12 protein-coding genes are annotated in these 16380 nt (G+C 46.1%); 1 reads left to right on the forward strand and 11 read right to left on the reverse strand.

Annotated elements, in window-relative coordinates:
- Positions 1-38: 38 nt before the first annotated feature.
- The 11 genes from M662_RS11300 to M662_RS11350 form a co-directional block, all read right to left on the reverse strand.
- On the reverse strand, positions 39-863 hold the full coding sequence (locus tag M662_RS11300) for an MBL fold metallo-hydrolase (protein ID WP_026577251.1): 825 nt from the start codon (positions 861-863) through the stop codon (positions 39-41).
- A 115-nt stretch (positions 864-978) separates the two neighbouring features.
- On the reverse strand, positions 979-2121 hold the full coding sequence (locus tag M662_RS11305; protein WP_026577250.1) for a mannitol-1-phosphate 5-dehydrogenase: 1143 nt from the start codon (positions 2119-2121) through the stop codon (positions 979-981).
- A gap of 5 nt (positions 2122-2126) precedes the next feature.
- Positions 2127-4205, reverse strand: coding sequence for a BglG family transcription antiterminator (locus tag M662_RS11310; RefSeq protein ID WP_008639316.1), 2079 nt, complete (start codon positions 4203-4205; stop codon positions 2127-2129).
- Between the two features lie 89 nt (positions 4206-4294).
- The gene (locus M662_RS11315; RefSeq protein ID WP_026577249.1) at positions 4295-6199 is read right to left on the reverse strand and encodes a PTS mannitol transporter subunit IICBA; all 1905 of its coding nucleotides are present in this window, start codon (positions 6197-6199) and stop codon (positions 4295-4297) included.
- Positions 6200-6433: 234 nt separating this feature from the next.
- Entirely contained in the window at positions 6434-7759 is a 1326-nt protein-coding gene (locus M662_RS11320) for a 2-hydroxycarboxylate transporter family protein (protein WP_026577248.1), read from the reverse strand.
- A 128-nt stretch (positions 7760-7887) separates the two neighbouring features.
- Positions 7888-8595: a response regulator gene (locus tag M662_RS11325; protein ID WP_008639312.1), complete on the reverse strand. Its 708-nt coding sequence runs from the start codon at positions 8593-8595 to the stop codon at positions 7888-7890.
- Entirely contained in the window at positions 8588-10198 is a 1611-nt protein-coding gene (dcuS, locus tag M662_RS11330; RefSeq protein ID WP_026577247.1) for a DcuS/MalK family sensor histidine kinase, read from the reverse strand. The genes M662_RS11325 and dcuS overlap by 8 nt, the downstream gene beginning before the upstream one ends.
- 124 nt (positions 10199-10322) lie before the next feature.
- Positions 10323-11351 carry a phosphotriesterase family protein gene (locus M662_RS11335; RefSeq protein WP_035387981.1) on the reverse strand — a complete coding sequence of 343 codons (1029 nt, stop codon included), beginning with the start codon at positions 11349-11351 and terminating at the stop codon, positions 10323-10325.
- A 130-nt stretch (positions 11352-11481) separates the two neighbouring features.
- Positions 11482-12207, reverse strand: coding sequence for an exonuclease domain-containing protein (locus M662_RS11340; protein WP_026577246.1), 726 nt, complete (start codon positions 12205-12207; stop codon positions 11482-11484).
- Between the two features lie 2 nt (positions 12208-12209).
- Complete coding sequence (locus M662_RS11345) at positions 12210-13172, reverse strand: DUF294 nucleotidyltransferase-like domain-containing protein (protein WP_035387980.1); 963 nt, start codon at positions 13170-13172, stop codon at positions 12210-12212.
- A gap of 22 nt (positions 13173-13194) precedes the next feature.
- A complete protein-coding gene (locus tag M662_RS11350) occupies positions 13195-14451 on the reverse strand; it encodes an ammonium transporter (protein ID WP_008639306.1) in 1257 nt (418 codons plus the stop codon).
- Positions 14452-14843: 392 nt separating this feature from the next.
- Here M662_RS11350 and M662_RS11355 point away from each other — a divergent pair, with 392 nt between their 5' ends.
- Positions 14844-16367: a BCCT family transporter gene (locus tag M662_RS11355; RefSeq protein ID WP_026577245.1), complete on the forward strand. Its 1524-nt coding sequence runs from the start codon at positions 14844-14846 to the stop codon at positions 16365-16367.
- Positions 16368-16380: the final 13 nt, after the last annotated feature.

Here is a 16380-nt window from a genome sequence, read left to right on the forward strand (position 1 = left end):
GAAAGCGAACCATTGTCAAACGACTCGGAATTCTCTGTTTAAGTGGAAAAAAGTTCGCCTTCCAACGCTTGTATGTAGCGATCAGCGGACCGTTGTACGACTGCATCCGCGTCTTTCCTTACGGTCTTATGAAAAGCGTTATATAGACGAGTGAACCTCTTTCCTTCGATTCTATCCACCATATGTCTCACTATCTCTGCAGGCAGAGGAATCAAATTAGGATAACTGTACATGAAGCTGACCCAGTTTGTATCTTGGACGACTTGAATGATGTCGCCGGAAAGAAGGACCCCGTCCCCTTCCAATCCGTGCTCCCAGTGCAGAACGGCTCCTCCTTTGAAATGACCGCCCAGCCGGTGAAGCGTAACTCCCGGCTGTAAAGAGTACACTTCGCCCTCCCATAATTGAATGGCATCACCAGGTTCCATCACCCAGTCAGCATCATCGGCATGAATGTAAATCGGAGCCTTGAACGCTTCTGCCCAGTCTAATTGGCGGGAATAATAGTGAGGGTGAGATAAAGCGATCGCACCCACCCCGCCAAGGGCGTCTATCTGCTCGATCGTCGCTTCATCCAAGTAGGTGATACAATCCCACAAGACATTATACTCTTTACCCAAGACGAGGTAAGACGTCTGTCCAATACCGAATGACGGAGCCGTCGTAATGCTGTAAAGTCCTTTTTCCACCTGCTTTATCTCATTACGGAAGACTCCGCCGCCCACCATGTCTTTATGCGTCGTCCATTGCTGTCCATCCGGATGGACATACTGCCTCTCCTCCAAACAAATCGGACAATATTCGGGCTCTTCTTTCTGTTCCGGATACTGAACCCCGCAAGTAATACAAACAAATTTACTCATGCTCCCCCTCCTGTTCAACCATATTTTACCTTTATTAAACAGAAGTGTCTATTCAACTTTCTATGAAGAAAAAAAAAGAACCGGCCGCTTTCCTCACGACTGGTTCTTTGCAGCTTTATTCCGCTGTCTTTTGTTTGTATATACGGATGACTTCCTGAGCAACGGCATGGTCTTCCTCTAAGCCGCTCACTTCTTCTAAAACAGCCGCTACCCCTTTGTCACGAATCATATTCTGCATTTCCACCGCTTCTGCATCCTCCGGATAGTCAAACTGGAGCGCTGCTGCAATGGCTTCTGCAATCATGGTATAGGACAACCCAGCTTCCTCCGCACGGACAGCGGGCCGGATCAATCGGTCAGCCGGTCCTAATTTTCGAATAGGTGCTCTTCCTACACGGGTTACCTGATCATTCAAATAAGAATTTTGGAAACGTTCAATATTCTTTTCTATATAGGCTTCATGTGCCTGTTCTTCCAACCCGTATCGATGTATGAGATAGGCTCCCGTTTCTTTCAACGTAGCATGGACCTGTTGTTTGATAGCCTCGTCAAGGAGAGTTTCATGAATCGTTGCTTTATCCGAGAGATAACCGAGATAGGCGATAACCGCATGTCCGGTATTCACAGTGAAAAGCTTCCGCTCAATGAAAGGATCGAGTTCGTCGACGATGGTCATTCCTTCCACAGAAGGAATGGATGCTGGAGCTTCTACCACCCACTCATAATAAGGTTCAACTAGGACATCAAGAGAGCTTTGGTCCTGAATCGGTACAATCCGATCCACGGCGGAATTGAAGAAGTACACCTGTCCTTTAAGACTTGCCTTCTCCTCCTCGTCCAGCTGTTCTAGAATGTGGCGTTTCAAGATATCCGTCGCACCGATCTGGTTCTCACACGCAATGATATACAGCTTCTCATCCGACTCCTTCGTCCGCTCGACAATTCCTTTGGCAATGAGAGGGGCAATTCTTGGTAGAATGTTCGGACCGATGGCCGTTGTAACAAAGGCAGCTTCCGTAATTGCGGCTACCACCTCATTCTCCTGGGTTCTGTTATTAAGGCCGGATACGTTATTGATCCGCTCCGACTCCCCACTCTCCGAGGCCATTTTCACGTCATAACCCTTTTCCTCGTTCAATCGATCTATTACTGTATCTGCAATATCAACGAATGTGACATGGTACCCGGATTTAGCAAATAGAGCTCCGATGAATCCACGTCCTATGTTTCCTGCTCCAAAATGGACCGTTTTACTCAATGTTATCATTCCTTTATTAGTTTAGTTTGAAGATAGTCTAAGAACAACTCCTCCAATTTTTCCATTATCAACGCATGATTAGATGAGGAAAAAATCATCATTGATGTCTGATCCTCAATAAGCCCGGTGCTGATCATGCTCAATATCTCCTGCTCCCTATTGCTCAAATCTTCCGGTGCAAGCATGAGTAGTAAACTCTTCATTGCAACCCGACCGCCGTCCATCCCTTTGACGACCGCCGGCTTATCCATATGCGCCACCTGAAACGTCAGCTCTTTGACATTAGCATCACGGCAGTGGAACAGCCCCATACTCGTAGCGGGAATACCGAGTCCACCCATTTGTTCCCGTTCCCTCAACCGATTTATGACTCTATCGGGATAGTCCAGAATTCCGTCCCTGTCTGCTTGTATCACCATTTCTCGCAAAACGTCCCAGTGGCTTTCCGCTTCTTTTTTCCTGAAAACACGGAAATGGTGAAGAATGGAATCCATACTCCGGTGAACATCACGAATTTCTTGAAGAAGTGACTTTACTTTGGTCTTCACAGGCGGCGACGGCTGTTCTTCCTTAGCAGCCGTGCTCCACTCTGCCTTCGTCGTCAATTTATCCACATTATTTTGAAGATACGCTTGAATCACATCAATATCCTCTTCCTTCAGCAATGGATTTGTCAATATATACTCCACTCCTGAAAACGGAAGTCTGACCGTCGAGATGACAATATCATATCGGTTTAGATCTGCATTTTGAAAATCATGAATGGATAAAATATCCACGTCCTGAATCATCGGAAGTTCTTTTTGGATTCTGCTGGCAAGCATTTTGGAAGCCCCGATTCCCGTCGGGCAGACAACTACCGCTTTAATTCTTACCCGCTCCTCTTTCATGACGAGGGCGGAACCGAAATGGAGAACGATAAAGGCAACCTCATCATCTGGGAATTCCATGTCTTCAAATACCGTTTCCAGGCTTCGTTTGACCGCCATGAACAAGACAGGGTACTTTGCTTTTATTTCTTCTTTCAATGGATTATATAAATCCATTTGCTGCTGCAGCCGGAAGATTGAAGGTCCCATATGAGCAACAAGCCCTTGGAAAAGAGAAAAATCATCAGTCATATCTTCATGGAGATTTAATGAAACCTCCCGGATCACTTTCCTGATCATATGGCTGAGGAGAATTTTATCATCATAGATTTTCTGATCGCTCTGAACCTTAGAACCCTTAAGTACAATCGTTAAATACTGGATATCTTCTTCGGTCATCGTTATGTCTTTCTCGAACAACCTGCTTTTTATCCTCTTCACTACCCGGTGTTCCGCCATGGCCTCTTCATCCATGTCTATCGGTTCCAGAAGGTGACCTTCCTGGGTTCTTTGAATGGAAAGACATAAATGGATAAGGAAGCCGAGGTAATCCACATCCACAAGTTTCCACTGTTCTTCTTCAAACGGAACACTTACCGCTTCATCCGCAAGCAGCAGGTATCCGGCATGCAAATAGCCGAGCACATCCTCTCCTCCGTGCTTTTCTTCTTTCAAAAGATAAAACTGCTCCATGATCTCTTCATAGAAATAGGCGAGAATAAAACTTGCAAGAGCCTGACGCATGCTTGTTTCTGATGCCGAAAGCTCCAAGCCGACTCCCCTTTTTTTGGAGATGGCAATCGTGAATTTCTTCAACCAGCTCTCCAAGTCCTCCAAGTGGGCATCCAGAGTTGCAATACTCACCCCAAGTTGGTTGGAGAGGACTTGTTTCTTGAAAGAAGGCCCTTCCCGGAACAGTATGAGAAGAAGTTTCAGCTTTTTTTCTTCCGGGGTTTCATCGGTCGTATGGACGGCGGCGAGGTCCTGAATGAGCTTATAAATGTGTTCATTCCTACCATCAATAAATAAACCTTCTTCTTTTGTCCGCTTCAATGTCAAATGGTACGTTTGAAGAAGCTTTTCAATAGATTTCAAATTTCGTTGAATTGTCCTTCCGCTTACCTCAAGCGCTGCGGAAAGAGAATAGACAGTATGCTTTCCTGATGTTCTTACAATTAAATCGATGATTGCTTTTTCCTTGGATGTAATAAACATGCGATCCTCTCATTTCTTTAAAGGTGCCGGTTAATCTTGTCCATCCATGCAAAGAGAAAGGCGGAAATTCCGCCTTTCTCAAATGTCCATCAATTGCTGCTGATAATATCCTTCAACTCTTTAGCGGTTTTAGCCTGAACCATGCGGTCAACATTGTCCTGTTCCGAACAAATAACAGCAATGCCTGACAAAATTTCCAAATGCGTTCCGTCTTTTCCGGCAATACCGAAGATCAGCTTCGCCGGTTCTCCGTTAAAGTCAACCCCATCCGGGACTTGAATAACGGTAAACCCTGATTTAATGACAGCTTTCTTCGCATTTTCCGTACCATGAGGAATAGCTACATTGTTACCCATATAAGTAGAAGTAATGGTTTCCCGCTCCAGCATAGCTTCTACATAATCGTCTTCCACACAACCGGCCTTAACGAGTGCTTCTCCAGCAAAACGAATGGCCTCCTCTTTTGTGGAAAAGTGCTGGTTTATAAAGATGTTCTCCTCTTTCAAGAGCTCCTCCTCTTGACCGGAAGTCTGTTCTGTCTTTCCATCATTTCCAGCAGCCGGCTCTTTGTTGTCTACCTTGTCGCTGGTGTCTTTCTTCAAGCTCGTAATCAGTTTCTCATATTCCGGGCTTGATAAAAAGTTATCTACGGAAATATGATGAGCGGATGGAAGCTTGCTTTTGGCACGTGGTGTCAATTCTTCCTGTGTAATTACGATTTCCGCATCCGAAGGAAGATTGCTTATTGATGTGTTCGTTACTTTGATATCAAGATCGGCTTCTTTCATCTTTTTACGTAAAAGAGAGGCTCCCATTGCACTTGATCCCATACCTGCATCACAGGCGAAAACAACCTTGCTGACCTCTTGAGGAAGGGTACCCTGATTCAATTGTCCGGAAACAGAGCTCTTTTTCCCTTTCATTTCTTCCATCTTCTTTGTAGCTTGATCGATATCCTCTTCTGCAGCCTTACTTGATTTCAATATGACGGCCGAGACGAGGAAAGAGACGGTTGTCGCTACCAGGATAGCGGCAATGTTTGCCACGTACGACACGCCCTGCGGAGGTGTGACGGCAAGAATAGCGAAAATACTACCAGGGGAAGCTGGTGACACCAAGCCTCCGTTTAAGAGGACCAGCGTAAAGATTCCGCTCATGCCTCCCAGAATTACAGATACAAAGAGCAGCGGCTTCATCAGCACATACGGGAAGTAGATTTCATGAATACCGCCAAAGAAATGGATGATACCTGCTCCAGGTGCCGACCTCTTTGCTGTACCTTTTCCAAAAATCATGAAAGCGAGTAAAACACCAAGACCCGGCCCCGGGTTTGCTTCCAATAAGAACAGGATGGATTTTCCGCCTTGTTGAACCTGTTCCAGCCCGATCGGAGAAAGAACGCCGTGATTGATGGCGTTATTTAAGAACAATATTTTTGCAGGTTCTATGAGAAGACTTGTCAAAGGAAGCAATCCTGCTCCAACCAGCCAGTCCACTCCTGCTACCAGGACTTCTGTAAAGGCGTCAACGGCCGGACCAATACCGAGATAAGCAAGGATGGCCAGCAGGCCACCGAGTATCCCTGCGGAAAAGTTGTTGATGAGCATTTCAAATCCTGCCCGAATTTTACCTTCGATCATCTGGTCGAACTTCTTAATCACCCATGCTCCGAGCGGCCCCATGATCATAGCACCCAGGAACATCGGTGTTTCCGGTGCCCCGACGATCACTCCCATCGTTGCAATGGCACCTACCACTCCTCCACGTTGATCATGGACAAGCTTACCGCCTGTATAACCAATCAATAGAGGCAGCAGATAATAAACCATAGGATCCACCAGATTGGCAAGGCTTTCATTTGGGATAATACCAGTAGGAATAAATAAAGCCGTAATTAATCCCCAAGCAATAAAAGCGCCGATATTAGGCAATACCATTGAACTGAGGAAGTTACCAAACTTCTGAACTTTTACTTTAATGTTTGATTCTGCCACATTCCTCTTCCTTTCATAAATCGTTTATCGTTACATGTTTTATGATAGGATAGCGCTTGCATATTCACAAGAAAGAGGAAAACCAACTTTGTCACCCGGCGGGTGACAAAGTTGGTTTTCCTCATATACTTCTTTTCCACTTATATAATCATTCGTCTTCGCTCAGCCTTTTGAGGGTGTGGTCTACCTATAAAAAGGAAGACCGCTCTGCCTATTCACAAAGCGGTCTTTATCTTATATAAACAAGGGAACAAGCAGACCGGCAAGAAGCAGAATCAGCGCTCCTCCAAGACGGGAAGAAATCTGCGCAAAAGGCATAAGCTCCATACGCTTCGAGGCAGAAAGAACAGCCACATCTCCCGTACCACCCATATTCGCCATACACAGACCAGCTGTAATGGCGGATTCTATTGGATAGAACCCGACCAGCTTTCCAAGCAGACCGGCGCCGATGATCGCACCGAAGACTACCCCGAAGACAGTTAGAATGTAAGGAAGTGTCAACGCTTCGATGACAGTATTTAAATCCGTATAAGCGATACCGATTCCAAATAACAGGGCAAGCGTCCAATTGGATGCAACAAATTTATACCACTGACTGGCACCGTCCAGGACCGTTTGCGGAATGACATCCGCTATTTTCGCTACAGCTACCAGGATAATCATTAACGCATATGGATGAAGAGGAATGAAATCGCCAAGAAGCCCCCCCAGAGAGAAGAATGCTATGGCAGCAAGCATTCCGACACCCATTTTCTTAATGTCGTACGTATGCTTTTCTTCCTTTATTTTGAAACCACTCATCAACTGTCCGTTACCGCTTAAGGAAGGAACCTTTCGACCGAGCATATCCAGCATACTGGCAAGGACGATAGCAAAAACATTGCCCAGAGCGAGTGCGGGAACAAGCATGGAAATATAGTATCCCGGGTCATTTCCCATCAACTCCGAATAAACCTGACTCATTGGCACAGCACCTGCTCCCATACCCCCGCCCATGATCGGCATCGTAATGACTAGTACCGCATCTCGAATGGAAAAACCGGCGATCGCACCAAGCAGGCCGGCAAATAATGCTGCACCAATCAAAGAACCGAAGATCGGAACGAAATAACGCAGCCCGACTTTAACAAGTACCTGCTTATCCATACCGAGAATACTTCCTGTAATGAGTGCGGCGATGTAGAAATTAAGAAAACCGCCATCCGTCATGAACGTGGTCATGCTGTCGACCGAAGCCGCCGGGAGCCAGTTCATATAGACCATAAATGCTGCTCCGAAAATGGCTACGATCGCTCCCCCGCCAAGGAACGTTTTAACGATCGGTGTATGGTCGCCGATCCAACCAAGCAGTTCTCCGAGAACGATCATGAGGAGAAGACTGCCGATCATACCACCGGGAAGATTACCAGTATATAAACTAACCAACGTGATTACAGCAAAAATTCCGAACCATACTACCGGTAACCCGAAGATTTTCGGCGTTCTTTTCTCCTGCTTTAATTCCGTGACATTTCCTGTCTGCTTTTGCTCATACATATTACCTGCTGTTTGCGCCATTTCACCACTCCCTTTATAGTAAGCGTTTTCAATTGTTGAACCTATCATAAGAAATTCTGTTATTTATGAACATATTGTGAAATTAATTTATTTATTGAAACTAAAAAAAGCAGCTGCGGAAGCTGCTTTCATAAGTATGGATGGAGGACATGATCCTGCCCTTCTTTCGTCTGATAGAGATATATCGGACGCCCTACACCGTAACTGAGCGTCTCCTCCAGGTATTGTATTCGACTCAAAAATTTCAAATACTTACGGATCGACACCCTTGAAATGGCGGTTGCATCCGAGAGATCTTCCGTCGAGAAGGTTTCCCCCTTTCTAGCCTGAATTGCTTTATGAACGCGGTGAAGCGTGTTCTTCGTCAACCCTTTCGGGAGTTCTGCCGGAAGAGGAGACGCTTCCGACGAAGGCCGCAGCCATGAATCCAGATCTCTTTGACTCATATGGTCTTTCTGAATCCATTTACTCCGCCGCCCTTTATATCGCAATACGGCCTCTTCAAACCTTTCAAATTCAAACGGCTTGATCAAATAATCAATGGCACCATAACGCATTGCTTTTTGTATATGTTCCCTGTCGGACGCTGCCGTTATCAGGATGACATCGACATTCGCATTACGGTTGCGAATTTCTTTCAACAGTTCCAAACCGTTCATTTTGGGCATGTATATATCCAGAAGTACCAGATCAACCGCTGCATCTTCCAAATATGGAAGAACGTTCTCACTTTCTTTGATGACTTTTACCGTCGTAAAACCTTCCATTTGGTGGATATACTGCTTATTCAATTCTCCCACCATGGGATCGTCTTCCACGATCAGAACTTTAATCATGATATTTCCCTCCTGGTTCGTATGGCAGAAGCACCGTAAAGGTCATGCCGCCCGAATCGTTTCTCTCCATTTCCAGCGTACCACCTTCTTCTTCGACCGTTTTATTAACCAAGAACAGGCCGAAGCCTCTGTGGAATCCTTCCTTGGTTGAAAAACCCTTCTCCAGAATTTTATTTTCAGCTCCCCTTGGAATCCCTGTTCCTTGATCTTCTACAGCAGCCTCCAGCAGGCCGTCGATATAAGAAAGGAAGACGCGGATCCGTTTACGACCGCTGTTTTCGGAACTTTCGATTGCGTTATCGATTAAATTACCTAGAATGGTAATTAATTTGTGTGAAAAAGCCGGATCTTTAGATGGCGGGATCTCCGTCTCGCACTCGATGGTCATTCCAACCTGCGCTTCCCTCGCATAACTGATCTTGCCGATAAGAAAACCTGCCAAGGCGGAATCTTTAATATACTTCGTCACATGACCGACCTCATGCGCCTGATGCTCCACAAGGGTTCCGATGAACTCCTTCAACCGTTCATATTCTCTCATTTCGATTAATCCAAGCAGGACGTGCAGTTGATTCATGAACTCGTGGGACTGGGCTCTCAGCGTGTCTGCATAGAGCTTAACGCCGGTCAGTTCCTCTGCCAGCCTGTTCACTTCCGTCTTGTCTCTGAACGTCGCAATGGCACCGATCACTTCCTCTTGAACGATTAACGGGACCCTGTTTGTAATAATGGCCACCCCGTTGATTACCTGCTCTTCATCCAATTCGCCCTCTTTCGTACTTAAAACCCGCTCCAAAGAAGTTCCCGGCAGAAAATCATGGATGACCATCCCAATCGGTTCTTTGGCTCCCAGACCCGCTTTTCGAAAGATCCGCCGCGCCGACTCATTGACGATCACAATTACTCCATCATGGTCAATTGCAATAATACCTTCTCTCACCGAGTGAAGCATTTGGTTACGCTCTTCATGAATTCTTGCAATGGCATAGGGCTCCAGTCCGAATAAACTCCGTTTAATATACCAAGCCAGCAGAAAAGCACCAGCGATACCGATCAGCACACCGATGATCGATCCAATAAGAATCTGCCGCTGGTTTTGATGAATCGATTCTTCCACCGCCTCAAGAGAAATACCGACGGACACCGCTCCGATTTGTTCGCCCTTTCTGTTTATTACTGGAGCAAAAGCGCGCAGCGACTGCCCGAGTGTACCTTCCGACTTCGATACGTAAGTCTTCCCTTCGAGCACCCTTTGCTCATCTCCTCCTTGAAACGGCTTTCCAATCAAGGATTGGTTTGGATGAGAAAGGCGGATCCCGTTCATATCCATGACAACAATAAATAACACGTCAGAAGCTTCCTGTACCGACATGGTATATTCCTGTATATCCATGTCCGCTTCCCCATTCTCCAGTTCCTGCTGAACCAGTCTCGACTGGGCCACTGTCTTGGAAACGATCCCGGCCTTTTCTTCCAGCTGGTTCTCTATGTCACTGCCGGTCGACCGGGTAATTAAGAGATCTGTTATCAACAAAGATAAGAGCACGACCAGGCAGACGAATATCATAATAATCGTGCTGAGTTTCATGCGTGGTTTTGACATAGGACCCCCTCATTTCCGACCTAAGTTTAATCGACTTTCTATATCATACCAAAAGAATACTGGGATGAAACCAGGAGGACCGTCAAAAAAACACCGGTTCCTGTTTTCGGAACCGGTGTACGTTCTAATTTATATGCTTTGTTTCAAGCCTGTCCACTTTTCCTTCCACCGCTCCTCCTCCAAATAAGCGGGCAGCATTGGAATGAAATATCGTAGTTATCTGTTCTGATGAAAGGATCCCCTTCTCAAGGAGCTCCGGGAGGATATTTTTAAAGATATGATCAGGATGCCAATTGGCAAGCAGGGATTGTAAAGTTTCCGGAAGAACGGGCTCCCTTCCCCACCATGTGTTTACCGTATCGTGAGCAAGAAACAACTGATCTTCATAGCCCATGCCTACAAGGGCCGTTAATACAGCAAGCCTCTCTTCATCTTCCGGTGCGCCAACAATGCCTTGAAGTCCAAAACGGTCGAGTGCCACATACGCTCCCTTTTTCAATACTTGTAAATGCTGATTTAAGTCACTTGTGCCACACATATGACCAATGACGACCTTCTCCGGAATCGCGCCCTCGTCTATCAGGAAGTTTATCTGCTCCGGTCCCATCGTTCCCTCCTGGGTATGTGTCAAAAGGACAATCCCCGTCTCTTTTTGAACCCGCACCGCTGCCCGGAAAAACATTTGCTCATACTCCGTGATCCGGCCCTTGCTTGATGCCAATTTAATAATTCCGGGTTTAATTCCCGTGCCTTCGATCCCTTCCGTAATCTCTGTCATGAACATACTATAGATATCTTCTTCCGCTGTACCGAGCTGTTGTCGAAACTGGAAGTAAGGCGTTGCTCCTTCTCCTTCATAATAAAACCCCGTCGCGCAGATGATATGAAGGCCTGTAGCTTCAGACACCGCTCTCAACAACTTCACATCTCTCCCGCACTCATTAGGCGTGGGATCGACAACCGTTTGGACGCCGTGTTCCATCATCAAAGCCGCCGTTTTTATGCCCTGTGCTTTCTTCTCGTCAAAATCGAAGCCGCCAAGTGTCAAGTCCCCGTGAAATCCAGGATATCCGAAAAAAAAGTGCTCGTGAATCAACGTTTTACCCAATTGATCCACATGTACAAGCCCTCGTACCGTCTCCACCTTACTCACTTTTACTCATCCCCTTTACATACTAACTGGTTGGTATGTTCGTGGTAGTATGCATTAAATATAGTATAAGTAAAGAAAGGAAACAACGTTTATTTGAATAACCGAACAGCACAAAAAGGTTTTTGTGCTGTCAATCTTCCATATTGGCAAGTCTTTCGTAGACATCGTTCAAGTTGGAATATCCCTGCCCTTGAACGAGCCGCGCGCTTTCCACCCAAATTTCCGCTGCTGCTACCGCATCGTGCAGGGCATGGTGCCTCTGTTCATTCGTTATACCATAAACGTCACAACAGGCATCCAAACTAAGTTGGTGTTCCTCACTAAGGGTGAGTCTCGTCAGAAAAGAAGTATCGACGAGTCGATGCTGAAACTTCTTCTTTAATGCAAGCCACGTGGCATGCTGCATGAACTGTTTCTCATGGGATGCATGATGCGCTACGAGTACATCATCCTTAATATACGTATAAAACTCTCGAAGGACCTCTTGGAGAGACGGGGCGCCATGGATCATTTCTTCCGTAATTCCCGTAAGCTGCGTGATTTCATCCGATGGCGGAACCTCTGAGGAGACGAGGGAATAGAAGGTATCCTCCTTCACTACCTCTCCTCTTTTGACCTTTACGGCGCCGATGGACAGGATGCGGTCCCCGTTATATGGATGAAATCCGGTTGTTTCTAAGTCAAAAACTGTAATCGGAAGGTCATTAAACGGAAGAGAGAGCACATCCTTCTCTTTCATTTGACGCTCCAGATTCCTCATATAGGCCACACTCGTCGGATCCTTCTCATTCAAGGAAGAGAAACCGCTCCCCAATCTCCCGGAAAGATCCTTTACGAATTGAAAGAAGGGGTTCATACTTATCCTCCTCCCCTTATGTGGTGCCGCGTTTCTGACACCAACTGCTTCCCATGCTTCATCCATCGCTTTAACAACTGTTTTTCTTCTTTATCCAAAATAGAAGGAGAAATCAGATGTACGTTTTCATAATGATCCGCATCCCGACCCCATTGAATTCGGTATTCCAACAACTTCCGAAAGTCATCTTCATATTCGGAGAGGCTTGGGTAATACGATAACAGCGCACGGAATCTCTCCAGGGTGGAAGGTGGATAGATGCCTTCACATAGTGCCAGAATTCTCAAAGCGTTCACATAAGGAAAATAAACGGTTTCTTTCACGTTAATTTTTCCTTTTCCCTCCCCTGTCTGTTCCGTCAAAAGCTGACCAAATACTCCTGTCCCTTTTTTCATGAATTCCATATTTTCATACAAGCGTTTATAAAGGTGAGGGGCCTTTTGCAATTGTGAAAACGCATGGGCCTTTACCTCTCCCAACAGAACAGGATCCCCATGCAGCACCCTCGAATCAAAAAATATTGTAAAATGGCGCAGTGTCTGCCAATCTTCCGCTTCGAGCCAACTGCGAATTTGTTCCTTGAACCGAACTGTACTTTGACACCATAGCGGATTGGAAGCCATGACTTCTCCTTCACACCGATCATAACCAACAACTTCCAACCCACGGCTCACTTCTTCTCCAAGACGCAGGAAGTACCCCTGTAGATGGTCCTCTCCTGAAAAAAGAATGCCGTGATCCTGATCGCTCCAAACCGACTGCTCACCTCTGCCGGCACTACCCATTAAATAGAAAGCAAAAGGAGCAGGGGGATCACCCTGCTCTTTCGCTACCTGCCGCCTGGCCAGACGAAACGTCCTTGTAATCAAACGATCATGAAGTGCGTGCAGTTCCTTATGACCATAAAGAACAGACTGCAATCTCATCTCCCGATACTCTCTTAAAGCTTCATAAGTATCCAACATCGTATCCCTTCCCGATTCTTATTTAAGCACCCGTTTTCGGAGGTGTCAGGTTCTCTGGATATCCATATCCTCCATGCTCACTCAAGTCAAGACCCATAATTTCTTCCTCTTCCGTTACGCGCAAGCCTCCCATCGATTTATCCATGACCTTCAGGATAATATAGGAAACGATGAATGCATAAAGTCCACAGCTTACGACACCTAAAAGCTGGACTCCAAGTTGTTCAAACCCGCCGCCGTAAAACAACCCGGGGCGCCCGACGGTCGCCAATTCCGGAGTAGCGAAAAGACCGTTGGACAACGTCCCCCATACTCCGACCGTTCCGTGAACAGAAAGAGCAAAGATAGGATCGTCAATTCTACGTTTGTCAAAGAAACGCATACTGAAGAATACAAACGCACCGCCAATCAAACCGATAACGACAGCCGCCCATGGCTCAACAAAGGCACAGGAAGCCGTAATGGCGACCAACCCTGCCAATGCGCCGTTCAGCGTTGTCGGCACATCTGCTTTACCCGTGATCACCCACACCATCAGCATGGCTCCAACCGCACCTGCCCCAGCTGCAAGCTGCGTGTTCAAAGCAACATATCCGAAGAAAGCATCTGCCACCCCGAAGGTACTTCCCGCATTAAATCCGAACCATCCCACCCAAAGAAGCAGTACCCCAAGCGCCGTGAATACTTGGTTATGTCCCGCAATTTCATTGGATGATCCGTCCTTATTGTATTTGCCGATCCTCGGTTTAAGGATCATCGTAGCCGCAAGCGCGGCCATGGCACCTGTCAAATGGACGACTGTCGATCCTGCGAAATCCTGCTTTCCATGCTCGGCTAGCCATCCGCCGCCCCAGATCCAGTGAGCAATGACAGGATAGATGATAACGGAAAACAAAACAGCGAATATGACATAAGCGATCAACTTGGCACGCTCAGCGAACCCCCCAAAGGCAATAGTCATAGCAATGGCCGCAAAGGCGAGTTGGAACATGAAATCAACCGAACCGGCAAGCCCCTCGCCCATCGTTGTGGCATCACCGAAAAAGAAATCAGAAAATCCAATGATGGCATTGCCCTCACCGTAGATAAGACCGTAACCGACAGCCCAGAAAACTAAAGAAACAATCCCTACAGTGAAAACTGTTTTGCCAGCAATGTGTCCCGCGTTCTTCATTCTCGTTGAGCCTGCTTCCAGTAAAATGAATCCTCCCTGCATCAGTAATACGAGGATTGTACAAACGATGATCCATAAATTATTCATAAGAAACGTTGAATCCATCAGCCCATCTCCTAATGTTAGATTTTATTACATTGTATGTTAGTTAAGAGTTTAGCAAATACTGAAAATTTTCACAATACCTATGTTAACTTTTTTTACATGACCTTAAAAAAGAGACAATTTCGTTTTATTCTTAAAGAAAACGGACGATTACAGCACGATTTAGAGGATACGAGAAATAGGTCGTCGAGGTGCATAACCATCTCCTGTAAAGCTTCCCTACGTGATTTTGCCGTTTTCTAATCTTATGTTATGCTCTTAAATGTCGCTCAAATTTACGAAAAAATAAGTATGTCAGGCATCATGAATAGACACTGGTTTTCTTTATACCTAAACAGGGTATGAGGAAGTTTGAAGCGTCTGCTTACATACACGTATGAGGTGAAAGAAGTTTGAAAAATGTATCTAGTGTATTTTGGTATGGCATCGCCATCTGTGCGCTTGTCATCATTTGGGGGGCTGTCGGCCCTGAACATTTACAACATGTAACAGAATCAATAACTGCGTTTGTTTCCGATCGTTTCGGCTGGTATTATCTACTTCTCGTCGTTTTGATTTTAATTTTTTGTGTGTACCTTATTTTCTCGAGGTTCAATACGATTAAATTAGGAAAGGAATCAGACGAACCCGATTTCAATCTTCCGACATGGTTTGCTATGTTATTTAGCGCAGGGTTGGGAATGGGACTTGTGTTCTGGACGACCGCCGAACCCATTTCCCACGCATTCATCAACAGCCCGATTGCGGAAGAAGGAAGTGACGAAGCGATTAAGCAATCGCTTCAGTTTTCGTTTTTCCATTGGGGCATCCACGCCTGGGCGATTTACGCCTTGACTGCCCTCGTCCTTGCCTACTTCCGTTTTTACAAAGGTTACTCCGGCCTGATCAGCCCGACGCTCATTCCTCTCTTCGGTGAAGAACGAATGAACGGACCGCTCGGGAAGGCTGTGGATACGATGGCTGTTGTAGCTACTGTCGTAGGGGTCGCAGCCATACTAGGTTTCGGTTCTGCTCAAATCAACGAGGGACTCGCCTTTCTGTTCAACGTTCCGACCAACTTCACGGTACAGCTGATTATCCTTACTGTATCAACAGTCCTGTTCCTTGCGTCAGCATGGTCCGGTGTAAGTAAAGGAATCAAATATTTGAGTAATGCCAATATGGGACTCGGTTTCCTACTTATGATCATGCTGTTCATCGTTGGTCCGACCCTGTACATCCTGAATATGTTTACTTCTTCTATCGGGAGTTATATCGCAAATTTCGTAGATATGAGCTTCCGGATCGCTCCCCTTGATGAAGACGGCCGAAGCTGGATTAATGACTGGACTCTCTTCTATTGGGCATGGTGGATCTCCTGGGCACCATTCGTCGGTATATTCATTGCCCGTATATCTAAAGGAAGAACCGTTAAAGAATTCATGCTTGGGGTTCTACTCGTCCCATCATTGATCTGCTTCATTTTCTTCACCGTGTTCGGTGTTTCTGCATTGAACCTGGAGCAGTTGGGCATAGAGAAAATCTCACAATTCCCAGTTGAAACGGCGACGTTTGCAACGTTACAGCATTATCATCTCGGTACAGTTATGTCATTCCTTACACTGTTTGTCATAGCAATATTCTTCATTACATCCGCCGATTCAGCGACATTTGTCCTGGGGATGCTTTCTACAGGGGGATCCATGAACCCTCCGGGATTCGTCAAAATCCTTTGGGGTGTTTCGCTGTCAGCGATGGCAGCCATCATCGTGTATTTCGGCGGAACACAGGGGCTGCAAAACGTCCTGATCGTCGCTGCTTTTCCATTCTCCATTATTCTTATGTTAATGGGCGTATCTTTCTATAAAGCAATAAACGCTGAAGTAAAAAGAAAGAAACGAAAGAGAAAACGCACCCATAAAAAAGAGCTGTCCTAATAAGGACAGCTCC

The organism is Bacillus sp. SB49, assembly GCF_000469135.2.
Lineage (GTDB): Bacteria > Bacillota > Bacilli > Bacillales > Halobacillaceae > Halobacillus.